The 26,172-nt window shown below is 70.9% G+C and carries 17 protein-coding genes; 4 read left to right on the top strand and 13 right to left on the bottom strand.

Features of this window, described 5'->3' with window-relative positions; genetic code table 11:
* Positions 1-6: 6 nt before the first annotated feature.
* The 4 genes from ACQBAT_RS14195 to recC are packed head-to-tail and all read right to left on the bottom strand — an operon-like array spanning position 7 to position 9,924.
* Positions 7-1,170, bottom strand: coding sequence for an ATP-grasp fold amidoligase family protein (locus ACQBAT_RS14195; protein WP_420747929.1), 1,164 nt, complete (start codon positions 1,168-1,170; stop codon positions 7-9).
* Positions 1,170-3,032, bottom strand: coding sequence for an exodeoxyribonuclease V subunit alpha (recD, locus tag ACQBAT_RS14190; RefSeq protein ID WP_420747930.1), 1,863 nt, complete (start codon positions 3,030-3,032; stop codon positions 1,170-1,172). The genes ACQBAT_RS14195 and recD overlap by 1 nt, the downstream gene beginning before the upstream one ends.
* On the bottom strand, positions 3,029-6,451 hold the full coding sequence (locus ACQBAT_RS14185; protein WP_420747931.1) for a UvrD-helicase domain-containing protein: 3,423 nt from the start codon (positions 6,449-6,451) through the stop codon (positions 3,029-3,031). Before ACQBAT_RS14185 ends, recD begins: the two co-directional genes overlap by 4 nt.
* Entirely contained in the window at positions 6,448-9,924 is a 3,477-nt protein-coding gene (gene recC / locus ACQBAT_RS14180; RefSeq protein ID WP_420747932.1) for an exodeoxyribonuclease V subunit gamma, read from the bottom strand. The genes ACQBAT_RS14185 and recC overlap by 4 nt, the downstream gene beginning before the upstream one ends.
* Before the next feature lie 370 nt (positions 9,925-10,294).
* On the opposite strand from recC, the gene ACQBAT_RS14175 reads away from it, so the two are divergent.
* Positions 10,295-12,712 (top strand): cell wall-binding repeat-containing protein, encoded by a 2,418-nt coding sequence (locus tag ACQBAT_RS14175; protein ID WP_420747933.1) that lies wholly within the window; start codon positions 10,295-10,297, stop codon positions 12,710-12,712.
* Between the two features lie 121 nt (positions 12,713-12,833).
* Here ACQBAT_RS14175 and ACQBAT_RS14170 read toward each other — a convergent pair whose 3' ends face one another.
* The 7 genes from ACQBAT_RS14170 to pdhA all read right to left on the bottom strand — a co-directional run bounded on the left by ACQBAT_RS14170 (position 12,834) and on the right by pdhA (position 19,931).
* On the bottom strand, positions 12,834-13,298 hold the full coding sequence (locus tag ACQBAT_RS14170; RefSeq protein WP_420747934.1) for a YbaK/EbsC family protein: 465 nt from the start codon (positions 13,296-13,298) through the stop codon (positions 12,834-12,836).
* A gap of 183 nt (positions 13,299-13,481) precedes the next feature.
* The gene (locus ACQBAT_RS14165) at positions 13,482-14,129 is read right to left on the bottom strand and encodes a CueP family metal-binding protein (RefSeq protein WP_420747935.1); all 648 of its coding nucleotides are present in this window, start codon (positions 14,127-14,129) and stop codon (positions 13,482-13,484) included.
* A gap of 52 nt (positions 14,130-14,181) precedes the next feature.
* Positions 14,182-15,165: an aminoglycoside phosphotransferase family protein gene (locus tag ACQBAT_RS14160; RefSeq protein WP_420747936.1), complete on the bottom strand. Its 984-nt coding sequence runs from the start codon at positions 15,163-15,165 to the stop codon at positions 14,182-14,184.
* Positions 15,166-15,168: 3 nt separating this feature from the next.
* Complete coding sequence (locus tag ACQBAT_RS14155) at positions 15,169-16,095, bottom strand: hypothetical protein (RefSeq protein WP_420747937.1); 927 nt, start codon at positions 16,093-16,095, stop codon at positions 15,169-15,171.
* Between the two features lie 76 nt (positions 16,096-16,171).
* Entirely contained in the window at positions 16,172-17,734 is a 1,563-nt protein-coding gene (locus ACQBAT_RS14150) for a dihydrolipoamide acetyltransferase family protein (RefSeq protein WP_420747938.1), read from the bottom strand.
* On the bottom strand, positions 17,731-18,774 hold the full coding sequence (locus ACQBAT_RS14145; protein ID WP_420747939.1) for an alpha-ketoacid dehydrogenase subunit beta: 1,044 nt from the start codon (positions 18,772-18,774) through the stop codon (positions 17,731-17,733). Before ACQBAT_RS14145 ends, ACQBAT_RS14150 begins: the two co-directional genes overlap by 4 nt.
* Positions 18,771-19,931 (bottom strand): pyruvate dehydrogenase (acetyl-transferring) E1 component subunit alpha, encoded by a 1,161-nt coding sequence (pdhA, locus tag ACQBAT_RS14140; protein WP_420747940.1) that lies wholly within the window; start codon positions 19,929-19,931, stop codon positions 18,771-18,773. The genes ACQBAT_RS14145 and pdhA overlap by 4 nt, the downstream gene beginning before the upstream one ends.
* Positions 19,932-20,059: 128 nt before the next feature.
* On the opposite strand from pdhA, the gene ACQBAT_RS14135 reads away from it, so the two are divergent.
* Both ACQBAT_RS14135 and ACQBAT_RS14130 read left to right on the top strand, forming a co-directional pair.
* Positions 20,060-20,554, top strand: a complete 495-nt coding sequence (locus ACQBAT_RS14135) for an Lrp/AsnC family transcriptional regulator (RefSeq protein ID WP_420747941.1) — start codon at positions 20,060-20,062, stop codon at positions 20,552-20,554.
* A gap of 310 nt (positions 20,555-20,864) precedes the next feature.
* Positions 20,865-22,199, top strand: a complete 1,335-nt coding sequence (locus ACQBAT_RS14130) for an ISL3 family transposase (RefSeq protein WP_420747942.1) — start codon at positions 20,865-20,867, stop codon at positions 22,197-22,199.
* A 275-nt stretch (positions 22,200-22,474) separates the two neighbouring features.
* On the opposite strand, the gene ACQBAT_RS14125 is transcribed toward ACQBAT_RS14130, so the two are convergent.
* A complete protein-coding gene (locus ACQBAT_RS14125) occupies positions 22,475-23,800 on the bottom strand; it encodes an ISL3-like element ISPfr2 family transposase (protein WP_026138135.1) in 1,326 nt (441 codons plus the stop codon).
* 632 nt (positions 23,801-24,432) lie between these two features.
* Positions 24,433-24,744: a putative quinol monooxygenase gene (locus ACQBAT_RS14120; RefSeq protein WP_058890591.1), complete on the bottom strand. Its 312-nt coding sequence runs from the start codon at positions 24,742-24,744 to the stop codon at positions 24,433-24,435.
* Between the two features lie 108 nt (positions 24,745-24,852).
* Between ACQBAT_RS14120 and ACQBAT_RS14115 the strand changes: the two genes are divergently transcribed.
* Positions 24,853-25,794 carry a GlxA family transcriptional regulator gene (locus tag ACQBAT_RS14115; protein ID WP_420747943.1) on the top strand — a complete coding sequence of 314 codons (942 nt, stop codon included), beginning with the start codon at positions 24,853-24,855 and terminating at the stop codon, positions 25,792-25,794.
* The last annotated feature ends 378 nt before the right edge of the window (positions 25,795-26,172 follow it).

Here is a 26,172-nt window from a genome sequence, read left to right as displayed (position 1 = left end):
CCCCCCTCACGAGGAACCGCCCGGAATGCCGTCGAGGCTCTCCTCAGCAGGCGTGCGGACCGGATGATCCCCGTGCAGCAACCCGTACTTCCGGCCCGAGCGCAACTCGGTCGCCAACCGTCGCGCCGCATCCTCCCAGTGCCGTCCGAGGATCTCGTCATGCTCGGGGGTATACCGCTGGGGCCCGCCCGGCATCATCGTCACCTCGCCGAAGAAGATGCTCTCCGGCAGGTCGTACAGATCGATCCGGACGAACGGCAGCGGCACGGCTCGCGATAGACGCTCAGCGATCGCCACCATCTCCGCCAGCCGATCTGGCACCGGCACGTCGGGGCCGGCTGGATTGGTCAGGCTCACCGGACCCAAATCCGCTCCAGCCGCGTCCAGATAGCGCCAGCGCGCCGTGGCCCGGTCCCCGTGCCGCCCCATGTCCCGCAGCAACACGTGCCCGACCTGCCCGAAGAAGGCGTAGATCTTGATGTCCACCGGCAACCGCCCCGGGATCCCGGTATCCAGGAACTCCTCGACGAAGAACGGCGGGCAGATGGCGTCCGCCCTCAGGCGCGAGCGCAACTTGCCGCGATAGAAGGACGGCTGGCGCTGCGTGCTTCCGCCCACCGTGCGGAAGGAGTCCCCGACCCGCTCCAGCGGAAAGACCCCGTTGCTCGCGGCTCCACCGTCGCTCTTGAGCACGAAGCGATTAGGCAGGCTCGCCCAGTCGATCTCGTCCGGGGTCTGCCAGCCGCCGAGCACCTGCGGGACCCGTACTCCGTGGCTCTCCGCGAACCGGTACATCGCCAGTTTGCGGTTCATCCCTTCGCGCACGTCACCACCCCCCGCTCGCCAGACCCGAGCGACGTCGCGCCGGTAGGACGCATAGCGGGTGGTGAAACTGGGCCGTCGCAGCCGCTCGACCAAGCGATCCTCGAAGGCGACCTCAGCGCCCAGCCGCTGGAACTCCGCCTCCAGATGCCGGATCTGGTCGTCCTGCACACTCACCTGGTCGCGCAGGGCGCCGAGCTGTCCCCTGAGTTCGGAGCGCTCCAGCAACAGTCGGTCCAGCTTGGCTTCCCGGCGGGCGACCGGTGGAAATGACCGAAGTGTCCGCCGCGCGGCCAGACCCAACGGTCCCGCCTGCCGCGGCGTTCCTGACGCCTTCTCGGTTCCCATCAGCCTAGGCCTATCACAGCTCCCGCACAGGCGCTCCCCACCTCACCGGCGAGCCGCTGGCGCAGCCCGCTCGCCCGCACCACGCGCCGCTCGACCGCTGCCCGCACGACAGCCTCGTTGCCGACGACGCGCACCTTCTCCTGGGCACGCGTGACCGCGGTGTAGAAGAGCTCGCGGGTCAGCAGCGCGCTCTCCGCCTCCGGCAGCAGCACGGTGATCTCCGTCGCCTGGCTGCCCTGCGCTTTATGGATGGTCATGGCGTGCATCGTCTCGACGTCCCCGAGACGGCTGGGCGCGAAGCGCTGCGCTCCGGCCGGTCCTTCGATCACCGCCATCCGCACCGGCGTCCCGTCGGGTCGCTGCGACGCGACGACTACGCCGGTGTCACCGTTCAGCACCCCGGTTGCGTAGTCGTTGGCGGTCACCAGCAGCGGCCGCCCGAGATACATCTGGTCATAGAACGGCAGCCCGGTCTCCTCGGCCAGCCAGGACTCGACGTACTGGTTCCAGGTCCGCACCCCGTGCGGTCCGGCGCGGTGCGCGCACAGCAGTCGGTGGCGCCCGAGCGCGGCCAGCGCCCCGTCCCCGTCCCCTCGCCGGGCGGCGTCCAGCACCGCGCCCGCGTGCCGCGTCAACAGCGGTCTCAGGTATGCCGTGTGGTCACCCTCGTCATCCCCGACCCACTCGACCTCCGCGCTCCTGGCCGACAAGGCAGCGACCACGGCGTCCGCGTCACCCACGCGAAGCGCCTCGGCCAGGGCGCCGATCGTCTCCCCGAACCGGTGCACGGTGCGCAGCCTGGCCAGCGCGACAGGGGAGGAAAGCGACTGCGCGTCTTCAGCGCCCGCCACCAGGTCGGCCAGCACCGCACCCGCATCGACAGACACCAACTGGTCAGCGTCGCCGACCAGGATCAGCCGGGTCGTGGGCCGCAGCGCCTCGAGCAGCCGTGCCATCTGGGTGAGCGACACCATGGACGCCTCGTCCACCAGCACCACATCGTGCGGCAGCCGGTTGGCGCGGTGGTGGCGGAACCGGGTCGTGCTACCCGGCACCCAGCCCAGCAACCGGTGCAGGGTCATGGCCTCGACCTCGCCCAACGGTTCGATGATCGCGCGCTCGGCCTCCTCTGGTGTTCGCTCCAGGATCCCTGCGAGGGCTCCGTCGAGCGCCGCCTTGACCCGGGCCGCTGCCTTTCCGGTCGGTGCCGCGAGGCCGACGCGCAACTGCCGGTCGCCCGCCGCTGCGGCCTGCTCGGCCAGGAGCGCCAGCACCCCGGCGACCGTGGTGGTCTTGCCCGTTCCCGGCCCACCGGTGAGCACTGACGTCCACCCGCGCGCCAACACCTCAGCAGCAACCCGCTGCTCGGCAAAGGTCTCCCCGGGAAAGATCCGCGCCAACCCGGCAGCGAGCACGTCCTCATCGATCGGCGGCAGCTCCTGCTCGGCCCGGGCCCGCAGGGCATCGACGACCTGGACCTCCTGGTGGTGATAGCGCTGCAGGTAGACCAACCCCTGGTCCACCACGAGCGCCCGTTGAGCCACCAACTTGCTCCCGGCGACGGACTCGGGCCATTCGTCGGCGTCTGGCCAGTCCAGCTCCGGCAGCGCCTCGGCGCCGTCCCTCGCCAGCGCTGTCAACTCGATGGCGACCGATCCGGTCCGCACAGCTCGGGCGGCCATCGCCGCTGCAAGCACGGCATTCTCGTCCTGCTCCCGCGTGACCCGCGCCAGGGTCCGGGCCAGGTGCACGTCGGCAGCGGTCAGCACGCCCGCCTCGTTGAAGGCGCCGAGCAGCCCGCCGGTCGAGCGGGCCCGCCGCCGGTCGAACGCGTCATTGACCTCGAAGATCTCCACACTCATGCTGCCCCCTCACTCTCGCCGTGCCCGTCCAGCAGGTCCGAGACCGACACCACCAGGCTCACCGGCGGCCGCCAGGAGAAGACCCCGCACGGATGCCCGTCGACGACCGGCGTCTGCGGCCCACACATCCCTCGCACATAGAGGTAGAGCACCCCGCCCAGGTGCTGCTCCGGGTCGTAGCCGGGCAGCCGCCAGCGCAGGAATCGGTGAGCGACCACGGCATACAGGAGGGCCTGGAGCGGGTAGGAGCTGTGCCCCATCGCCTCGTGCAGCTGCTCGGGTCGGTAGTCCGCGGCGGTGAGCGGCTGGTCGGGCCGCCCGAGCCAGTTCGTCTTGTAGTCGACCACGAGATAGCGCTGCTCCGGCGTGCGCAGCACGACATCGATCGACCCGGTGAGGTAGCCGCGCAACGCCTGCCCCGCGAGGTCGGGGTTGGCGTCGAGCACGTCGGCCCAGCCGCGGATCGGGTCGCCGCTGGGTAGATGTGCGCGCAGGACCGGAGCCAGGTCGCCGAGGAGTTTGCCAGTGGGCGCACCCCCGCCCGTCCCGTATGCCACACCCCCCACCCTGCGCAGGTCACCCCCGCCCAGTGGGAGTTCGAAGTCCAGCTCGGTGAGCCGGTCACCTCTGCCGATGTCCCGCAGCGTGATGTCACCGGCGACCGGTCCCAAGGGGCTGTCGCAGACCGCGACCAGAGCGTCGGCGAGCAGGTCCTCGCCACCCTCACCGAGGTCGACCGGCCACAGCACCTTCTGCTCGCGGATGTGCTCGAGCAGCTCGGTGCGCAGGTCCGCAGCGCGAGGGTCCGCGTGCTCCAGCACACCGTGCACGAGCGAGCCGAAGGTGGCCCCGACCGGCAGGTCCGCCATCGGCGACGGCACATCGGAGCCGGTGGGAGGCGCGAGCCCGGCGTCCAGGCCCGGCAGCGCGGGCGTGCTCTCCACGACCGGGTCGACGGTGTCCGGCTCGTCCTCGCGCGGCACGACCTCGGGCTCGCTGCCCACCCCAGGAGAGAGGTCGTCCTGGGCCGCCGACAGTGCGGTGTAGGAGCTGCGCCGCCAACCGGTGTCGATGACCCGGGTCCAGGGCGCCACGGCCAACTGCGGGGGAGCGGTGATGGGCACCTCGGGTACGTCGGCGGCTGGGTCGGCGCGCTCGAGCTGGAAGGCGCCCGCGGTCGCCCAGGCCTCCAGACGTTCGGTGGCCTCGGCGTCCCGGCGCCCGACCGACACCATGTCGGGCACCGCCCCGACGCCCGGGCCACGACCGAAGAGCACGCGATGCAGGGGTGAGTTGGCGGCATTGGTGACCGGCGCCCACCAGGTCACGACCTGGGACTGGGCGCGGGTCATGGCGACGTAGAGCAGCCGGAGTGACTCCCCGGCGTCCTCGTCCTTGTGGGCACGCACCGAGTCCGCCCAGCCCGGGTTGCCACCCTCGCCGCCGACGTCCAGGCAGCGCTCCCGGTCCGCGGAGTCGTCGTGGAAGAGCGGGATGTCCGGGCTGTCGCTGATCCAGCGGTCGGCGAGGCTGGGCAGATAGACGACGGGGTACTGCAGGCCCTTGCTGCCGTGGATCGTGACCAGCTGCACGGCGGCGGCATCGCTGTCCAGGCGCCGAGTGCGGGCGCCGGAGGACTGGGGTGCGTCCTCGACCATGCCGGCCCGCAGCCACTCGACCAGGGCGACCAGCCCGAGCTGGTCACGCCGGGCGACCTCGTGCAGCAACTGCGCGACGTGCTTGAGGTCGGTGAGGGTGCGCTCGCCGCCGACCCGGCCCAGCACCCGGGCCGGCAGGCCACCGGTGATGAGCACCTCGAGCACCGCGGCCACCCCTTGGCGGGCATACACCGCGGCGAGCTCCCGGCACTGGTGCGCCAGCTCATCGTCCAGCTCCGCGGCATCGGCGCGGCCGGTGTCGAGGCGAGCGACGTCATACCCAAGCAGGTCGGTGAGCGCGGCCGCCCGGGTGAGCGGGGCGCGGTGCGGGGCGATCATCGCGTCCAGCAGCGCGAGCCAGTCATGGGCGGCGCGGCTCTGCAGGACGCTGGAGCCGCCCGCGCTGACCGCGGGGATGCCGAGGGCATGCAGCGCGCGCTGCGCCTCGAGCAGGTCCTTGCCGCGGTGCGCGATGACCGCGATGTCGCGGGCCTGGACGGGGCGACCGTCGAAGGTGGCGTCCGAGGCCAACAGCGCCGCGACGTCCTGGGCGAGGTCACGGGCGATGAACGGGCGGACCACAGGCATCCGCCGGTCGTCGCCGAGGTGCTCGCGCAGCAGCACCTGGCGCAGGCGGACCGGGGCCTCCTGGGGCGCGCCGACCAGCCGCCCCTCGGTGCGGTCAGCCTTCACCTCATGGACCGCGATCTGCTCGTCACCCAGGTGGGCGCCCCCGAGCAGTACGCCCAGCCCGTCGACCACGCCGGGATCGGAGCGGAAGTTGCGGGGCAGGGTGCGTTGATCGCTCGCGGTCGACGCGGCCAGCAGGTAGGTGACGACATCGCCGCCGCGGAAGGCGTAGATCGCCTGCTTGGGGTCCCCGATCAGCACCATCGCGTGGGCCGCGCCGGAGAAGGCGCGGTCCAGGATCTGCCACTGCACGGGATCGGTGTCCTGGAACTCATCGACCAGCACCACCTTCCAGCGCTGGCGCATCCGCTGACGGGCGGGGGAGTCCTCCTCCTGCAGCGCGTCGGCGAGTTGGCTGAGCAGGTCGTTGTAGTGCATGACCTGCAGACGGCGCTTGCGGATGTCGAGCTCGGCGCGGACGGCCTTGGCGAAACGCACCCGGCGGTCGGCGGTGCTGCCCTTCTCCAGCATCCCCAGGTCGGGACGCAGGCCGGCGAGGCTGTCGCCGACGACGGTCCGAGCGATCTTCAAGGCGTCCTTGCGGCTGAAGGCCGGCGTCTGCTCGGAGGACATGAACCCGCGTAGGTAGAGGTCATCGACTACCTCGACCAGCAGGTCATCCACGTCCTCGACGAGCGTGGCCGAGGCATCGGTGCTGCCCGCCACCCCGAGGCTGCGCAGCACTTGCTGGCAGAACTGGTGGGTGGTCGCGATCGTGGCGGCGTCCAGGTTGGTCAGCGCGGCGCGCAGCCGGGTCCGCCGCCGCGCGAGCTCCTCGTCGTCGACGTCGAGCAGCAGCGCGACCAGCTCGTCCCGCTCGTCCGGCGGAGGGGGGTCGGAGAGCGCCCGCTCGGTCTCGACCAGCCGCTCGCGCACCCTCGCCCGCAGCTCCTGGGAGGCGGCCCGGCCGAAGGTGACGACGAGCATCTCGGGCAGTGTCACCACGCCTTCGGCGACATAACGGGCGACGAGGGCGGCGATCGTCCAGGTCTTGCCTGTCCCCGCGCTCGCCTCGAGCAGCACCGTGCCCTGCGGCAGGGGATCGGTGATCGCGAACTGGTGCATCGTCATACCCGCTCCATCCGTTCGCCGCCGTCGAGCACGGGCGCCCAGACGCGCAGCGCCACCTGACCCAGTCGGCTGGTGACGCCGGGTGTCCAGCGTTCGTCCTCGGGCGCGGTGCCGAGCACGTCCTGCAGCGGCAGCGAGGCGCCATGCACGAAGAGCACGCTCGGGTCATCCTGCTCCTTGGGGAAGGCGTTCTCGTAGGCATCATTGGTCCGCCACTCCCGCTCTGCGGCAAGGGTGGCCGAGCCCTCGCTGCCCGGCCCGGAGTGCCAGGCCGCGGCCCACGACAGCGCGGTGCCGGGGGACAGCGGCAGCGGTTCGCGCAGCCCTCGGTCGCGCAGGTCGACGAGCTGGTCGAGCAGCTCCAGCGCCCGATCGGGCGCGTGCGGGCCGTGCGAGACGTGCACATAGCCCGGCGCCCGGCCCCACCGGAAGCGCCCGATGAGGTGGCTGCTCGCCTCCTCGCTCAGCCCGGCCGACAGCGCGAGCGAGGTGATCCAGGAGCGCAGCCGTTGCTTGGCCTTGATGCTTGAATAGGTGACCTGGAGCGCCCGCTGACCGACCACGCCCGGCACCGTCCCAGTCAGCCGGCGCCCGCTGGGCAGGGTGAGGTCGACGTCGGCCACGTCGCGCGGAAGCGGCACCCCGAGCCCGCCGAGACCGGTCACCCGCCAGGTCGCCTCGCACAGCGCCTGCACGTGGGCGGTCACCTCGCCCAGGGCGCGCTGGCCGAGCTGGAAGGGCGGCAGCTCGCCGCGCCACTGCTCGGCGTCGAAGGTGGCGACGGGGTCGCGACCTTCGAGCACGGCGGTCAGGATCCGGTCGCCGACCGACCAGGACGCCAGACCGTCCAGCTCGACCGGGATGCCCTCGGAACGCTCCTCGGGGACCTCGGGCAGCATCAGGCCGAGGCGGGTGCGCAGGAAGGCGCGGGCCGGGTTCTCGAAGAAGCGGATGAGGTCGTTCAGGTCGACATCGCTGGGCTCCAGGGGCGGCAGCAGGTGGGTGGCGATGGGGGTGGGCTCGGCGCGGACAGCGGTCGCCTGCCGCGCCCCGGCGAGCGCGGCGGGGTCGTAGCTGAACGGCCGGTTGTCGGGCAGCAGCGGCGGGCGTCCAACGGGGTCGTGCTCGGCGCCCAGGTTGCGGGGGTCGAAGGGTTGGAGCGGGTGGGCGGTGAGCACCCGGTCGACGCCCTCACCCCGGGCCGTGTGGCGGAGGGTGTCGAGCAGCTCCCCGAGCGGCACGGCGGGCGGTCGCTCCTGCCCGGAGTGCTCATCGAAGCCGGTATAGGTCACCACCAGCGTCTGCTCCGCCGCCAAGACCGCGTCGAGCAGCAGCTGGCGGTCCTCGGCGCGCGGGTCGCGCTCGCCGGTCACCGGCCGACGGGCCAGGGCGTCGTCACCGTCGGGCGTGGTCGTGCGGGGAAAGACGCCGTCGTCCAGCCCGACGAGGGCGACGACGCGGTGCGGCACCGAGCGCATCGGCAGCATGGTGCACACGGTCAGCGTCCCGGTGCGGAAGTTGGAGCGGGTCGCCCGCCCGGCCGCCTGCTCGGCGAGCAGCGCGCGCACGTCGGACAGCGCGAGCGAGACCGAACCCTCGCCCGCGGCCGCTGCCTCGAGCCGGTCCAGCTCGCGTTCGAGCTGGGTGAGCTGCCACGCGTCCTGGTATGTCGTGTCCGCCAGACCGCGCACCCCGTCCCGCAGGCGCTGGATCCACTCGGGCACGGTGTCGGCGTCGCGCAGTCCGCGCAGCGTGTGGCCGAGCCGGTCGACGAGCTCGGCGAGTCGGCCGGCCAGGTCGAGGTCGCCGGAGTCGAGGGCGTCCAGGGCGAGGGTCTGGCCGAGGTGATCGAGATCCTCGCCGTCGACGGCACCGCCGACCAGGATCCGGTCGAGCGCGACCTGCCAGGTGTTCTGGCGCAGGTTGGACAGGTGGTAGTCGGCCCGGTGCTCGGCGTCCAGGCCCCACCGCACCGCGGTGGCGTCCACCCAGTCACCGAGCCGGTCGAGGGCGTCGTCGTCCAGCCCGAACCGGCGCCGCACGGGGGACGTCCGGGCCAGGTCCAGCACCTCACCGGCCGTGACGCGGCCCCCGGCCAGCTCGACGAGGCGACCGGCGAGTTCGAGCAGGGGGTTGGTCTGTTGCGGGGCGCGGTCGGCGAGCCGGACACGCAACTGGTGGGCGGGGTGGGCCTGCTGGTCCCGGACGATCTCGCCGAGCCCGAAGGCCGCGTGCACGAGCGGTGCGTAGGCGTCGATGTCCGGGCACATCACCAGGATGTCGCGCGGCTCCAGCGTCGGGTCGTCCTGGAGCAGGCCGGTCAGGACGTCGCGCAGCACTTCGACCTGGCGGGAGCGGCCGTGGCACGCGTGCACCTGGATGCTTCGATCCGAGGCCGGTATGTCGCGACTCGCCAGATCGTCCTCGCCCGCGCTGCGGTCGGCGGCGAGGTCGTGCTGGAGCAGGGCCAGCAGGGTGGACGCCTGAGGTGGTGGGGAGACGTCGGTGACCGCCTTCGCCTCGGTGGTGTCGTCGGCGAGCAGGGCCAGGCCTCGCTGCAGCTCGCGGGCGTCCCGGCCCAGGCTTGCGAGCAACGGGTGCGCGATGAGCAGACCGGTCTCGTCCTCATCGCGGGGGATCGGACCGTCGGCCACCGCCGGAGCGAGGGTTTCCCAGGCGGCAGGGGAGGCCTGCGGCAACCAGAGGTGGACGTCCAGGTGCTGGCCCAGCGCACCGATCACCTCCAGCTCGGCCCGGGGGATCCGGGTGTGGCCGAAGAGCGAGAGTCGACCGGGCAGCTCCAGCGCGCCCCGGCGCGGGTCGCCCAAGGGCCCGAGCGTGCCCGGGCCGTGCTCCCGCAGGATCGACACCACGCGCTCGAGACGGTCGTGCGGTGGCTCTTCCCCGACGAGGTCCACCACGCGGCGCCAGAGCTCGGGCTGCCAGGCCAGGTCCTCGGCGACCGTGCCGCCCAGCCCGTCGCCCGAGCCGCCCACCGTCCAGTCCGCGACCAGGGAGGGGCGCTGGGCGGCATACTCCGCGAACAACCCGGCCAGCCGACGGGACACGGCATACCGGCGACCCCGACGAAGGTCCCGCTCGGTGCCGGTCTGCCCGTGCCCGAGGTGGCTCGCGAGGGTGGTCGCCCAGGGCTCGTCGAGGGAGGCGTCGATGGCGCGCAGCACTGGCCACGCGAGCCGGTCCGGGTGCCAAGGGTCGTCCCGGTCGATGCCGAGCACCAGCGAGACGAGGGAGTGCGGGTTGAGGAAACGCACGCCCGCGCACACGCCGTCGTCGCTGCTGCCGGCACCCAGCCGGTGCGACAGCCGCTGTGCCAGCCACCGCTCGACACCCCGCGTCGGCACGGCGATGACCTCCTCGGCGAACGGGTCCCCCAGGGGCGCCGCGAGGAGCTCGGCGAGTCCGTCGGCCAGCACCTCGGTGCTGCGGCCACGGTGCACGTGCACTGTCACGATCTGGACCCTAACCGCCGCCACCGACAAGCCCCACCGACCACCCACCCCCCTCCCGACCGGGGACGCGGTTTGTCGTGACCGGGGACGCGATCTGCCCCGACCGGGGACGCGGTCTGCCCCGACCGGGGACGCGGTCTGCCCCGACCGGGGACGCGGTCTGTCGTGACCGGGGACGCGGTTTGTCGTCCTAGAAGACGACATTTCGTCCAGGGTCTGGTGTCTGTCGGTGCTGGCCGCTACATTGCCGCCGTCAACCGACGAGCGGGGCGAGCAGCAGGGGTTTCCCAGATTTTCCGACCGCCGGTGCAACATTTCGACCCACTGGTCGCGTCCAGGCAGCATGCGACCTCGACAGAACGGCGTCCCCATGGCGATGCGAGCTCTCTGCAGCACGGTCCTGGCCGGTGTCCTCGGCCTCACTCTGGGGGGTCTTCCCGCGCTCGCGGACGAGCCGGGTGATGCCGCGACGGTGACCGCAGATGCGGCGACAGTGACCACGCAGTCCGACCCCGGCGACACCGTCGTCCACACCAGCCTCGAGGAGGCGCTCTCGATCGACCTGGGGATGTCGATGGAGGAGTTCGTGGCCGCGGGAGTCCAGGCCGAGCAGGCCAGCCCGATCCTCGAGGCGGCCAGCACCACGGACAACCCTGAGGAGCCGGTGGTCGGCATCCTCACCGCCGAGGGCATCGAGCCGTTGGAGCCCAGCACCCTGCCCGGGGGCGACTCGTTCGCCGACCTGGACGCGCTGCGCCAGGCTTATCTGTCCGAGGTTGGCCCCGAGGGTCTGACCGGTGTCGCCTACACCCTTGAGGGGTATGAGGTGATGGTGGTGGACCCGGACGTCGCGCGTGAGCGTGGCCGCGCCGACACCAGCACTCCGGTGCAGTCTCCGCAGGAGTGGGCTGCGGCATACCCGGGCGTCTCGGTGGTGGGGACCACCGGCCCGGAGGTGGCCGCCTCGCTGCGTGGCGGCGACGCCATCAGCTACGGCGGTGTCGGCTGCTCGCACGGCTTCAACGGGTGGTACCAGGGCAACCCGGTCGGCATCGGTGCCGGGCACTGCCGCTTCATGGGCGGCTCCTCGATCTCCGCTGGTGGGCGCTACGTCGGCGAGGTGAACTGGTGGCAGTTCGGCGCGCCCGGCTCCGCGGTCGAGTCGTGGGGGACCGACCTGTCGACCTACACCCAGGGCTCCAACTTCAGCTATCCCGCTTCGATCAAGACCGGCTCGACCAGCCTGACCGTGACCGGCCGCGCCAACGCGGTGCTCGGTCTGCCGGTCTGCAAGTCCGGTCGGATGACCGGCTGGACCTGCACCAAGATCAACAAGATCGGCTGGCAGTGGATCGGCGACGGCTCGGGCGACATCAACAAGCCCAAGCGGTGGGTCTGGTCGCTCTTCGCCGACCACCGGATCATCCCGGGTGACTCCGGCGGCCCGTGGGTGGCCGGCCACAAGGGCGTCGGGGTGACGTCGTCGTACGACGCCTACGCCAATGGTGACCCCTACTCCACCGCCTCGCTGCTGACCTCCTTCGACGACTACCGACCCGGCGTCGCGGTGAAGATGTGGCTCGGCACGCCCTCGATCAAGGGTGCCGAGCGGGTCGGGGATCGGACCTACCGGGCCCGCTGGAACAACGGCTCGACGGTGTCGGGGACCCTGAGCAGGCTGTCTGGCGACTCGATCTCGCCCGGCACGGTGATCGACGTCAGCGTCGACGGGACGCGGGTGCTGTCCGCGCCGGTCGCGTCCAACGGCGCCTTCAGCTTCACCTGGACGGGGTCGGGCAGCCGCTCCAACAAGGTGGTGCTGCGTCCGCGCAGCGGCTACTCGACCGGCACGTCCATCACCGTGACCGACTACCCGGACGGGGCCTACCCGACCGTGACTCGCCGCTCCGGCAGCAACCGCTACGCGACCGCCGCGGCGATCGCGACGGCGCACTACAGCCCCGGAATCTCCACCGTCTACGTCACCTCGGGCGCGAACTTCCCCGACGCGCTGTCGGCGGCCGCGGTGGCCGGCAAGGAGGCGATGCCGGTGCTGCTGACCGCGCCCGACAACCTGTCCGCGGCGACGCGGTCCGCGCTCGCTGAGCTGCGGCCGGGGCGGATCGTGATCGTCGGTGGCGGCGGTGCGGTGAGCCTGAAGGTGCGCAACCAGCTGTCCGGCTATGCGCCCACCACCCGGGTGACGGGCGAGGACCGGTATGCCGTGTCCGCCGCCATGGCCTCGGGCTACGCCGCCGGTCAGCGGCGCGTCTACATCACCAGCGGCGAAGCCTTCCCGGATGCCTTGAGTGCCTCCGCCGTGGCGGGAACCCAGGATGCGCCCCTGATGCTGACGCGCCGCGACCGGCTGCCGTCCGCCGTGCGCGGGCAGCTCCAGCGGCTGCGCCCGAGCGAGATCGTCGTCGTCGGCGGCACCGGCGCGGTGAGCGCCGGCGTGGAAGCCGAGTTGCGTGGGTTGGCGATGACCGTCACCCGGGTCTCCGGCTCCGACCGGTATGTCGTGTCCGCCGAACTCTCGCGTCGCTTCGCCTCCCCGGCGCCGAGCGCGTGGGTGGTGCGCGGCGATGACTTCCCGGACGCGCTAGCTGCTGCTGCGGTCGCGGCCAAGGCCAACGGCCCGGTGCTGCTGACCCGTCCGACCTCTCTCCCGGCCGCGGTGCGCACGGCGCTCCTGCGGGTCAAGCCCGCGAAGATCTTCATCGCCGGTGGGACAGGCTCGGTGAGCTCGGGCGTCCAGCGCGACCTGCGCTGGCTGACCTACCAGTGACGGCGAGGTGGTCTGCCCCGACAGGCACGCTCCATCTCGACCGAACGCGCGCTGTGCTCGCCAGGACCACGACCGAACGCGCGCTGTGCTCGCCAGGACCACGACCGAACGCGCGTGAGATCTACCGCACCCGCGCGGGTTCGCCGCCCGTGAGCCGCACGAGGTCTTCGTAGGTCAGCGCCATCACGGTGTCCGGAGTGCCACCGGCGGCCCAGATCTCGTCGAAATCTGCCAGGTCCTCATCCACCAGAGCCCGGAACCGCGTGGGGTGACCAGTGGGAGCGACCCCGCCAATCGCCATGCCGGTGGCGGCGCGGACGAAACCAGCGTCGGCCCGCTTGACCGAGCCGACCCCCAAGGTCGTCGCGATCAGGTCGGTGTCCACGCGGGCGGCCCCGCTCGCCATCACCAGGAGCGGTTCGCCGTCAGCGTCGAAGACCAGGCTGTTGGCGATCGCCGCCACCTCGCAGCCGATCTGGGCGGCGGCGAGGGCTGCGGTCCGGGCGTGCTCGTCCAACCAGATCATCCGCTGCTCGATCCCGGCGGCCGCGACGGCGTCCAGGACCCGTTGGTTCGTCGGGTGCATGAGGTCAGGCTGCCAGAACCCTCCGGCGAGCGCTTCGGCCCCGTCGCTTCCCGTCCACTCAGACGTGCACAACAGATCAGGTGAGCGAGAACGTGCAGGTGGGCGGCGGCATACGGGACGTTGTGCACGTCCGAAAGTCTGAACCCGATCAAGGAACAGGGGTCGACACCGCGACGAGAGGCCTCAGCTCAGCTGCAAGGTCGTGATGCAGGTGGCGCCGCCCTCACCGGTGTCGAACTCGGTCTCACCTGACAGCTCCCCGCGCGTCACCGACACCACACCCTGCGTGTCCTGGGGCAGCCAGAAGCCGATGAACCCGTTGGTCCAGGTCGTCGCCTCCTCATCGACCAGCACGTCGCCGTCGTTCGTGGTGATCGTCACGTGCATCTCCTCATCGACCAGCTCCCCCTGGCAGCCGCCGAGCGCGTGGTAGTGGCACTCGTGCGTGTGCTGCTCGTAGGGGGCGATGGACACGTAGACCTCGTCGCCGGGCACCGGCACCGCGTACTCGTCTTCGCCGTCGATGAAGATCACCTCATCGGTGCGCACCGACGCGTGCACGCTCAGCGGGCGGGTCTCATCGAGCTGGTCGAGCGCGTCCACCGCGTCGCGGACATCGCTCACCTCCTCCAGCCCGTAGGTCGCCAGCATCGCGGTGACCTCGGTGGGCAAGGCGCTCGGCGCCGACTCGGCATCGGCGTCCGCCGTCCCCTCCACCGTGTCCACGATCTCGACGTCCGCCACGTCCGACACCTCGGTGTCCTCCGATACGGCACAGCCGGCCAGGAGCACGGTCGTGGCGAGCAGGGCGGCGGGCAGGTGGCGCTTCATAACGGCTCCTCCGGTGGGTTCACTATCGTATGTAGTTTCTCACGCGGGCGGGTCACATCCGCTGGGCGGTAGCCAGCCACGCGTCGCTCTCCTCGGTGTAGCCGAGCCGTCGCAGCCACACGCCGGTCGTGACCCGCTCCACGAACGCCCACGCGTCCACGCGGTCCGCATCCAGCTCCAGCCGCGCGCTCACCCGCCGCACGAGGTCGGCGTGCCATCGCCGCCCGGCGCCCGCACCCTGGCTCGCGTCCAGTCTGTCGATCTCGCGCTGGTGGTCGCGCAGGGCCACGCCCAGGTCGTACTCTGGCTCGCCAACGAACCCGTCCGGGTCGATGAAGACGTGCTCTCCCGTTGCTGTGTCCCGCACAAGCGCGTTCAGCGAGTGCGGGTCGCCGTGCACGACGACCTGACGATCGCTGGGGCTGCCCGCGAGGTCCCGCGCCACCGTGGCCGCCCGCTCCACAGTCCCCGTATGCCGCAACCCACCCTTCCCGGCCAACTCACCTTCGAGCAGCTCGAGGAGGCTGGCGGCCTTGTCGCTCGGACCGGTGGGCGAGCCGACCTGGATGGGCAGTTCCCAGGCCCTGAGCAAAAGGTCTGCGAGGGTGACGGCCTGCTCGAGAGGGTCAGGAGTGGTCTGGGCGAGCGGTGGCCCGAGGGGCTCGAGCAGGGCCACCCCGAGGTCTAGGTCTGCGTCCAGCACCCGCGCATAGCCACGCCCGTCAGCTGCCTGCAGGACCCGCACCTGCTGGGAAAGGTCGGTGCCTGCGCCGTCGAACTTGAGCACGGCGGCGCCCCACCCGCCCGTCGACCCGCCCGTCGACCCCGACGGTGACGTGATCGTGGGAGGGGAGCTGCGGCATACCTGGAGCACGGGCAGCCCGGCTCCCTCGAGGTGGGCCCGGTCGATGCGTAGCCCCCAAGCCTCGATCGCCCGCGCGAGCGTGTCGGGAAAGCTGGCGAGCAGGTCGCTCGCCCACGCCTGGTCCGCCCAAGGGCGGGCGCGCGCGAGAGCGACGACCTCCTCGACCTGCACGATTCAGTCGACTGGCTGCAGACCCTGCGACGTCTCGACGACCCAGCTCACCTGGTCCGGCGTCGGCCACGCGTCGAGGTGCTCGAGCAGGTCGACCTCCCATCGCGGGTCGTCGTCGGCAAGGTAGGCGTCGCGCATCATGATGTTCAGCCCGACCATGTGCCCGTCGCCGATGGACAGCTCGAGCTGGACCGGGATCTCGCCGAGCTCGAAGTGCCCGCGGACCGGCCAGGTGAGGCCGTGCGGCACGGTGCGCGGGGCGTCGTCAGGCACCTGGAGGAAGACGTCGGTGGATTCCTGGTCGACCAGTGTGCTGGCGGTGGCCACGTCGAGCTGGGCGCGCAGAGCCGTCGCGGCGGGGGTGAACTCGACAGGTGCACTGTCGAGCATCTTCTCGATCAGGGAACGCGCGTAGCCCGGCAGCTCGATGCTCTCGAAGACGTCGTCCACCGGGACCCAGGCGTCCGCGGCCGCTGGACGGGACTGTGCGTCGATGGCCAGGCCTGCGCCCATCAGCGCAGCGAGCCCGGCGATCACCGGGCGCGGGTTGTCGATCCCGAACCTGCGCAGCGTGCGGTCCGCCCAGGCGTCGGTGGCCTCGTCGAGCGGGGCGGTGGCCAGGGTGACCGCCGCGCCCCCGGCGGCGCCGAGGAACTCAGGGGAGACGGGCGGCCACCCCTCGGTGCGGCGGGTGAGGTCCCAGGCGTACCACCCGACGAAGCCCGCCCGCGCCAGGCGCAGCAGGTGGCGCTTGCCGGGGGAGAGGCGCGCGGGGTCGGGCAGGGCGAGGGCGCCGAGAGCGAGCGCGCTGAGCCCGATGGTCCGCGGGTTGAGCGCGGGCTTGGAGTCGGCGGAATCGACGTCGCTGACGCTGACCTCAGGGACGTCGTGGGTCGGGTCGGTCGGCTCGAAGCTCACGGGGGAAGTCATGCTCTGACCCTAGGCGGCGCGGCTGGGGCCACGCTGGGTCGGGGGAGCGCCGACGAGCCGCTCCCCGGTCCCGCTGTCAGAGGTCGGCGAGCAGCCCGGCCGGCTGCTCCACGCAGTCCGCCACGAAGCGCAGGAAACCGCCCGCCGTGCCGCCGTCGCAGACCCGGTGGTCGAAGGTGAAGGAGAGCTGAGTGACCTTGCGGACCTTCAGCTTGCCCTTGTGCACCCACGGCTTGTCGATGATCCGCCCGACCCCGAGCATCGCGGCCTCGGGGTGGTTGATGATCGGCGTGGATCCGTCGACCCCGAACACCCCGTAGTTGTTGAGCGTGAACGTCCCGCCCGTCAGCTCGGAGGGGGACAGTTTCCCCTCCCGCGCTCGACCGGTCAGCTCGCGCAGCGCGGCGGCCAGTTCGGCGGTGGTCATCGACTCGGCGCCGTGCACGACCGGGACGACCAGGCCGCGCGGGCTCTGCGCCGCGAAGCCCAGGTTGATCCCGCCATGGTGCACGATCTCGCCGGCGTCGGTGTCGACCGAGGAGTTCAGTGCCGGGTATGCCGACAGTCCAGCGACCACGATCCGCGCCAGGAGGGGGAGCACGCCGATACCGGCGTCGGGCCGGGCAGCCTTGAGTGCGTCCTTGGTCTTCATCAGGCGTGTCGCGTCGACGTCCACCCAGGTGGTCGCGTCCGGGATCTCGCGCCGCGACGTCGACAGCCGCTCCACCATGATCCGCTGCACACCCTGGATCGGAATCCTCCGGGACTCCCCGCCGCCACCGCGCCCCGTCCCGACCGAACGCCCCCCATCCTCGACCGAACGCGCGTCATGCTCGCCAGAACGGCCACCGGACGCGCGCTGTGCTCCGGTTTCGGGGGTACCGGACGCGCGCTGTGCTCGCGCGGCCTCCAGATCTGCCCTCCGTATGACGCCAGTCGGCCCCGGCGTGACCGTCGCCAGATCGATGCTCCACTCGGTCGCCAGCTTGCGCACCAGGGGGGAGATGACGCGCACCGCGCGTCCGGTGGGCTCTGTGGCCGACCCAGCGGACGTTCGGTCGTCGTTTTCGGCGACATCCTGCGCGTCCGGTCGGGGAGGGGCGGGGTCGGTGCCGCTGGTCTTCCCCTCACCGCCACCAGTCTCGCTGCGGGCGCGGCGGCGGGAGGTGCGGGTGCGGCGGGCCGGGCCGTCGCCCGCGCCGTAGCCGATCAGCGGCCGCTCCGGCTCATCCTCGCCAGCGCCCCCGGTCGGACCCTCGCCACCACCAGATTTCTCACCCACGCGCGTGCCGGCGCGCTCCTCGGTCCGGTACTGCTCACCTGCAGCCGCACCATCGGCAGCAGGACTCTGCGCCGCACCACCCTCGGTCGGCAGCGCCCCACCACCAGCCCCACCACCAGCCGCCCCGCCGATCGTGATCAGCGGAGCGCCCACCTCGAGGACGGTCCCGGGCTCGGCGTGCAGCTCGGCGACGGCACCGGCATACGGGCAGGGGACATCGACCGCAGCCTTGGCGGTCTCGACGGTGACGACCTCCTGGTCCACCCCGACCTCATCGCCCACCGCCACATGCCAGGAGACGATCTCGGCCTCGGTCAGCCCTTCCCCAAGGTCAGGCAGTCGGAAGACCTGCGTCATGCCGACACCTCCTGCGTGACAGCCGAACCCGCGTGAGTGAGGTCCGGCTCGTCGTCCCACTGCAGGCGGGCGATGGTGTCCAGGATCCGGTCCACCCCGGGCAGGTGGGTGTGCTCCAGGATCGGCGGCGGGTAGGGGATGTCCAGCCCGCTCACCCGCAGCACCGGCGCGGCCAGCGAGTGGAAGCAGCGCTCCTGCACCCGGGCCGCGATCTCCGCGCCCATCCCGGCGAAGCCCTGCGCCTCGGCGAGCACCACGGCCCGCCCCGTCTTGCGCACCGACGCCGCGACCGTCTCGTCGTCGAACGGCACCAACGAGCGCAGGTCGATCACCTCGACGCTCCAGTCCTCCTCTGCCGCAGCCACGTCGGCCGCCTTCAGCGCGTTCGGCACCTGCGGGCCATAGCTGATCAGCGTCACGTCCGTGCCCTCGCGCCGCACCGCAGCCCGCCCGATCGGCTCGGTCCGCGTCGGCAGCTCGACCTGCGCCTTGGACCAGTAGAGCGACTTCGGCTCCATGAAGACCACCGGGTCCTCCGACGCGATCGCCTCACGCATCAGGCTGTAGGCATCGGCCGGCGTCGACGGGGTGACCACGTGCAGCCCGGGGGTGTGCACGTAGTAGCCCTCGGAGGAGTCGCAGTGGTGCTCCACGCCGCCGATCCCACCGGCATAGGGCAGCCGGATCACCATCGGCAGCGTCAGCCTGCCCTGCGTCCGGTTGCGCATCTTGGCCACGTGCGAGACGACCTGCTCGAAGGCCGGGTAGCCGAAGGCGTCGAACTGCATCTCGATGACCGGCCGGAAACCCTGCGTGCACAGCCCGACCGCGAAGCCGGCGATCCCGGCCTCGGCCAGGGGGGTGTCGAAGCAGCGGTCCTCGCCGAACTCCTTGGTCAGGCCGTCAGTGATGCGGAAGACGCCGCCGAGCTGGCCGACGTCCTCGCCGAAGACGAGCACGGAGTCGTCCTCGCGGATGGCGTCCCGGAGGGCCGCGTTCAGGGCCTTGGCGTATGTCGTGGTGCCGGCTGGGGTGCTCATCGCTGGGTCTCCTCGTGGCTGGCCTCGGATCCGTGCGCGGCGCTGGCGGTTGCGGCCAGCTCGGCGAGCACCAGGTCGCGCTGCTCGCGCAGTTGCGGGGTGGGCTCGGCGTAGACGTGCTCGAACAGGCTCATCGGGTCCACGACCGGGTCGGCGTTCATCCGCGTGCGCAGGTCGGCGGCGAGCGCCTCGGCCTCCGCCTTGACCTCCTCGATCCGGGCGTCGTCGAGGGCGCCGCGGGCGACCAGGTAGGCCTGCAGCCGCACGATCGGGTCCTGCCCGGTCCACTCGTCGACCTCGTCGGGGGTCCGGTAGCGGGTCGCGTCGTCGGCGTTGGTGTGCGCCTCCATGCGGTAGGTGTGGGCCTCGATCAGCACCGGCCCCTTTCCGCTCCGAGCATGCCCGTATGCCGCTCGCGTCACCGCGAGCACGGCGGCGGGGTCGTTGCCATCGACCTGCTCGCTACGCATGCCGTAGCCGATGCCCTTGTAGGCGATGGCCGGGGCCTTGGTCTGCTTGGCCAGGGGGACCGAGATCGCGTACTTGTTGTTCTGCACGAAGAAGACGGTCGGGGCGTTGAAGACCGCTGCGAAGTTGGCGCCCTCGTGGAAGTCGCCCTCGGAGGTGGCGCCGTCGCCGATGAAGCACAGCGCGACGCCGCCGGTGTCCTTGCGGCGCATGCCGTCGGCGGCGCCGGCGGCGTGCACGGCCTGGGTGGCCAGGGGCGTGCACTGCGGGGCGGTCTGGGTGGCCGCGGGGTCGTAGCCGCAGTGCCAGTCCCCGCGGAGCAGCGTCAGCACCTCGACCGGGTCGATGCCTCGCGTTACCAGGGCCATGGAGTCGCGGTAGGTCGGGAAGAACCAGTCGGTCTCCGCCATCGCCAGCACCGGCGCGACCTGGCAGGCGTCCTGGCCGCGGGAGCTGGGGTAGACCGCGAGGCGGCCCTGCTTGGTCAGGGCGGTGGCCTGGGCGTCGAACCGGCGGCCGATGACCATCGCGCGCCAGACGGCGAGGAGATCCTCGTCGGAGGGCATCTCATAGCCGCGCGCCCGCGCGAGCTCGTCGGGCTCGACGACGCTGCCGTCGGGGGCGATCAGCCGCACCGGCTCGGGGCAGGGCAGCAGGTCGGTGGCGGTGTCGATATCGGTGTCGCTCATCGTCGAGGTCTCCGTCTCCCGGGGCCCTGGCGGTGAGCCAGGCTGGACGTCTGCCCTCCATCGTCCCGCGATTCGGGCATCCATCTCCACAGCGCCCGTCAGGTCAAGACATCTGGCACTCTAGGCTCGTGAACGACGACCAGACGTCCAGTGTGAGCCAGGACACGACCGCATCGACGAGACAGGTGGCGGGTGCCCTCGATGAGACCGACCGGGGGATCGTCGCCGAGCTCCGCCGGGATGGTCGCCTCTCGGTCCGCGCCCTCGCCGAACGGCTGCACATCAGTCGGGCGACGGCATACTCCAGGCTCGAGCGCTTGCACCGGGACCGGGTGATCACCGGCTACGCCGCTCGGATCGATCCCGACCAACTCGGGCTGGCGACGGCGGCCATGGTCGCCGTGACGATCGAGCAGAACACCTGGCGCGCGGTGCTGGACGGCGTCTCGGCGATCGCGGGGGTGGAGCGGGTGACGCTGGTCGGCGCCGACTTCGACCTGCTCGTCGAGGTGCGCGCCCGCGACAACCACGAGCTGCGCGATGTCGTCCTCAGCGAGGTCCAGGCGGTTCCTGGGGTGCGAGGCACCCGTACGTGGTTGATCTTCGATGAATGGCAGTCCTGAGCCCCGGGTGATTCCGCCGCCGGGCCTGGCGGCGGCCTTCTTAACGTCTGCTTACTTAACTCAACAATGGCAGAAAATGAACACCCCTGACGTCCTCCCGAAACAGGCGTGCGGATTGCTCAGGACGGCGCCGAAGAAGGCCTGAAGGCAGCGCCGTCCTGCTCCCAGATCGCGGGTTATCCGGCTCTTCCCAGTTGCGGTGGGGGTGAGTTCGTGACGCGCCGAGCGGCGTGGGTATCGGGGTGAGAGGGGTCGAGGTCCTCAAGATCGGAAGCGACCAAGCATTCCGAGAACCTCGAGGACCTCGACGATGGACCACCCTACGTCGTGCTGCCGTGCCCTCGGCGCGGCCGACGCCTACTGCGACAACTGCGACGTGCTCGTCGGGCTGGACGGCTATCACGTCCTGGACGTAGCGCGCGGACCCGAGGGGATGGTGGTGCGGGTGGAGTCACCGCCTGGGCCGGTCGGGTGCCCGGACTGCGGGGTGCGCGCGACCTCGCGGGGCCGACGCGAGCACCGGCTGGTCGACATCCCGGCGTTCGGTGTCCCGGTGCGGCTGGTCTGGGTGAAGCGGACCTGGGGCTGCACAGAGTCGTCGTGTCTGCGGCGTTCGTTCACCGAGACCGACGAGCGGTTGGCGCCACCACGCTCGACGTGGACGACCCGGGCGAGGTCGTGGGCGGTCGGTCAGCTGCGACGCGAGCACGCCACCGTGCACGGCCTGGCCCGCCAGCTGGGCCTGGGCTGGGACACCGTCTGGTCCGGGATCGAGCCGATCCTGTCGGCCGCAGCAGCCGACGAGTCGCGGTTCACCGGCGTCACTAGCCTCGGCGTGGACGAGCACGTCTGGCACCACGTCTCGACGAAGGCACCCGAGGACGGTGGTCGCGGCCCGAAGGAGCTCACCGGCATGGTGGACCTGACCTGCGATGAGAACGGGCAGGTCAGGGCGCGTCTACTCGACCTGGTCCCGGGCCGGTCCAAGAAGGCCTACGCCGACTGGCTCACCGAGCGGGGCGCGGGCTTCACCGCCGGCGTCAAGGTCGCCACGCTCGACCCGTTCCATGGGTACAAGGCCGCGATCGTCGACGAGCTGGCCGAGGCCACCGCTGTGCTCGACGTCTTCCACGTCGTCGCCCTGGGCACCAAGTGCGTCGACGAGGTCCGCCGCCGGGTCCAGCAGGCCACCACCGGGCACCGCGGCCGCAAGGGCGACCCGCTGTACGGCATCCAGAACATCTTGCGCGCCGGGGAGGAGAACCTCACCGACAAGCAACGCGCCCGCATCCAGCGGGCGTTCGCCGCCGACGAGGCCCACGACGAGGTCGACCTGACCTGGCAGTGCGCCCAGCAGCTCCGCTCGGCCTACAAGCAATTGGACAAGAACGAAGGACGGCAGATCGCCGAGCGCGTCGTAGCTACGTTCCCCACCTGCCCGATCCCCGAGATCGCCCGCCTCGGCCGGACCCTGCGCAAGTGGAAGGAAGCGTTCCTGGCCTACTTCACCACCGGCGCCACGAATGGCGGGACAGAGGCCATCAATGGCCTGGTCGAGTTGCACCGCCGCCTGGCTCGAGGCTTCAAGAACCGATCCAACTACAGGCTCCGCATGCTCCTCATCGGCGGAGGACTCAACCTATGACCCCCACCGCAACTGGGAAGAGCCGGTTATCCACAGGAAGGCGGGCATCATCTGCGGTGGACGGGCGCGGGCTGGCACCATGTCTCTCGGTGGCGTACGGAACAGCCGAAGCGGCCGAGATGGTCGCGGTGGAGTGTGACTGCTCGCCCACGCGCTTGTCCCGGTAGGGGGCGCCCTGGCGGAGCGTGGACAGGAAAATCATTCTCCAGGATGATTCCGGTGAGTAACTTCACCGATTAGCGTACTCGGACCGTTGGGGCTATGCCATTGGAGGCTCATCCCAATCGGGGGTGTAGGAGTTGGGGTCTGAAGCCGCCGGTCTCGAGCAGGCTTCGGGCGATGTAGTTGGTCAGGTTGCGGAACCCGAGTGCGGAGCCGCGCAGGTGTTCGAGCCGTCCGTTGAGCGCCTCGGTCGGCCCGTTGCTGGTGCCGGGTCGTTCGAAGTAGGCGAGCACGTCAGCGGCTCGCTTCTTCAGGGTCCGGCCCAGGGTGGTGAGCTCGGTGAGCACCTTGGGGACGCCGGCGCTGAGGTCGGTGATCAGCTTCTCCATGAGCTCGCGGCCACGTTGCCGGTCCTCGTGGCGATAGGCGGCGATCATGCGCTGGTAGACACCCCAGGTCGCCTCGACCTCGACGTGAGCGTCATCAACGAACAGCGCGCGTAGCCTGTCGCTCTGCTTGTCGGTGAGCAGGTCCGCGCCGGTGTGCAGCGTGCGCCGCGACTTGTAGAGCGGGTCGTCCCTGAACCCACGGTGCCCGTGGATCGCGAGTTGGACCCGGCGCCGGCACCTGTCGAGGGCGTCACCGGCCAGGCGCACGACGTGGAAGGGGTCCATCACCGTGACCGCGTCCGGGATCTCCTCTGCAGCGGCGGTCTTGAACCCGGTGAAGCCGTCCATCGCGACCACCTCGACCGCGTCACGGAAGGCGTCGTCGCGGTCGGCGAGCCAGGTCTTGAACGCCGCCTTCGACCGGCCCTCGACCATGTCCAGCAGCCTTGCTGGGCCGGCGCCATCGCGGACCGGGGTGAGGTCGATGATCACGGTGACGTACTTGTCGCCACGCCTGGTGTGGCGCCAGACGTGCTCATCGACGCCAATGACCTTCACGCCCTCAAACCGCGTGGGGTCGTTGATCAGCAGCCGCTTGCCTTCAGCCAGGACCGCGTTGTTGGCGGTGTCCCACGCGACCCCGAGTCCCTCGGCGACACGGGCGACGGTGAGGTGTGCGACCACGATACCTTCCAGCGCCCACCGCAGCCCGGTGCGCGAGAGCTTCGCGCGTGGCTCCGCCGCGGCGCTGGTGTCTTGGCGCCACACGTGTCCGCAGTCGGCACAGCGGTAGCGGCGCACTACAACTTCCAGCACGGTCGGTCGCCAGCCCAGCGGCTCGTGGGCCAACCGCCGGATCACGGTGTCACGAGCAGCGCCTTCGCTGCCGCACCGTCGGCACCACTGATCTGGTTCCACCACGCGGCACGCGAGGACCGCACGATCCGGTTCAAGTCGTTGTCCGGTCACGCTCAGACCGAGGCCGTCGAGTCGAGCGAAGGCGGTCAGGTCAGGGCGGCCGAAGCCGGCCGGCGGGGTAGCGTCGGACACGTCGAGGTCTTTCGGATGGATGGCGTAGGAACCTCCGTCGTCGGGAGACCTCGACGTCTACCTGCGGACCGACGCGCCCGGCCGACCTAGACCGTCATCTGAGAAGACCCCTGAAACGTCTTCGACGACGACAGGACCGGCGAGGAGGAGGGCGCGGTGAGCTAAAGGAATGGAGCTTGCTCGGCTTCGACGCCGCCGCAGGCTCCGGTGAAACGGTCGGTACTGGTCGGTCGTCGTCGGTCACCACCGGATGGTGGCGTCCCCCACGCTCGGCGTTTGCACAGGTCAGCGGCTCGTTCGCCCAGTGGGCGCATCAAGCGATAGACGCAAAGCCGACGTGATTAGGTCGTCGGTTCGATTCCGACAGGCGGCTCCGGCGAACAGCCCCTGACCTGCGGAAACGCAGGGCAGGGGCGGTTCGGTTCTGGTGGTCGCGCGATGCGCTGGCCTCACGGCTCTGCCCGACACCGACGTCGCTCTCCTCTGCGACGGACCCCTCGCCGACTGAGCGCTCGCGGCCGGCATCCTGTCCGTGTGCCGACAGGCCTCGCACCGCTCGGCAACGCAGCGTGGCGTTGCGTCGCGACCTGGCGACGGCTCGGCGGGGCGCGATCGTCTCGTGCGTTGGCGGACTACGGGAGCTTGGACGCGAGGACGTCGGCCGCCAGGATCTCGGGTGCTGCGCCGAGGAGGTGCTGGTTGGCCATCAGGGCTGCGACGATGGCGCCGTTGGCGTGGGCGTCGCGAGCGGCCTCGTCGGGGAATGCATCGAAGATCCAGAAGGTGTCGGCGTGGGTCCTGACCGCGAACCAGACAATCGTTCCTACTTCTTCGTTGGCGAGCGAGACAGCGCCGGCGAGCAGATCGGCGAGCGCGTCGTGCTGCCCATCGGCCGCGACGATCTTGGCGACGAAGGCATACGGAAGTGATGCGGGTGTGGACATGAGGGGTTCTCCTAGGTGTCGAGGTTTCTTGGTGAAGCGAGTTCAGCGTATGACGAGCAAGGGCATGTGAGAAGTGGCGTATACGACAGTATTGCTATTGTTCGCGCCATGCGTATCGGACTGATCGCGATCGACGGCTGCTTCGGTTCGGCTGTCGCGTCGGTCATCGACATCATGCGGGTGGCCGACGGAGCCCGCGGCGATGTCGACCCGCGGATCGACCCGATCGAACTCGCCATCCTCGGACCGAAACGGAGAGTGACCACGACGGCATCGATGACCCTGTCGGTGGACCACCCGCTGTCGGAGTCCGCAGAGTTCGACGTGGTCGTCGTCCCTGCGCTTGGAACCCTCACGGCCGCCGCTACCAACGACGCCCTCCAGAGCCGAGATGCTCGTTCGGTCATCGCCTCGCTCGGGCGCCTCGACGACGCGACCACCCGGATCGCCGCGGCGTGCACCGGCGTGTTCGCTGTCGCCGAGACCGGACGGATGCATCATCGGCGGGCGACGACCAGCTGGTTCCTGGGGCCGGAGTTCCTGAAGCGCTATCCGACCGTCGCCCTCGATCTCGACACCATGGTCGTGGTCGACGGGAACCTCGTCACCGCCGGCGCCGCGTTCGCCCACATCGACCTCGCGCTCTCACTCGTGCGATCGATCAGCCCCGACCTGGCCCAACATGTCGCCAAGCTCCTCATCATCGACGAGCGTCCGTCGCAGGCGGCCTTCGTCGCCTACGAACATCTCCGGCACGAGGACCCGATCGTCGTCGAGTTCGAACGCTTCGTGCGCGCCCGCCTGGACGAACCGTTCAACGTCGCCTTCGTCGCGCAGTCGCTCGGCACCAGCCGGCGCACCCTCGAACGACGAGTCCGTGCGGCGCTCAACCTCACTCCGCTCGGCTTCGTCCAACGGCTTCGCATCGAACGAGCTCGGCACCTCTCAGCAACCACGGACCTCACCTCCGCCGAGATCGCGCTACGGGTCGGCTACGCGAACGCCGAGACTCTGCGCTCCCTCCTGCGTAGGGAGCGACGCCGTTCCTGACCTATCGCCATGCCTGTAGCCGGTGTCCTAGTGCTCGACTGGAACCACCTCTCAGCACGTCGCGTCGACGCTCCTGCGTCGCCCCTGGACGACCCACTCGACACGCCCGCAGCACAGGCCATGTGACGTGTCCCGGCTTCCCGGACGGTCGGGGTTGGGTGGCTGTGATGTCGCTGCGTTCTCGTCGAGGGGGGTCAGCAGACTCGATCAGGGTCGATTGGGATGAGACGCGAAGGCGGTCAGGTCAGGGCGGCCGAAGCCGGCCGGCGGGGTAGCGTCGGTCACGTCGAGGTCCTTAGGATGGATGGCGTAGGAACCTCCATCGTCGGGAGACCTCGACGTCTACCTGCGGACCGACGCGCCCGGCCGACCTACACC

Source organism: Ornithinimicrobium pulveris (assembly GCF_050261105.1).
Classification (GTDB): Bacteria; Actinomycetota; Actinomycetes; order Actinomycetales; family Dermatophilaceae; genus Ornithinicoccus.
This window is presented reverse-complemented; position numbering and strand designations above follow the sequence as displayed.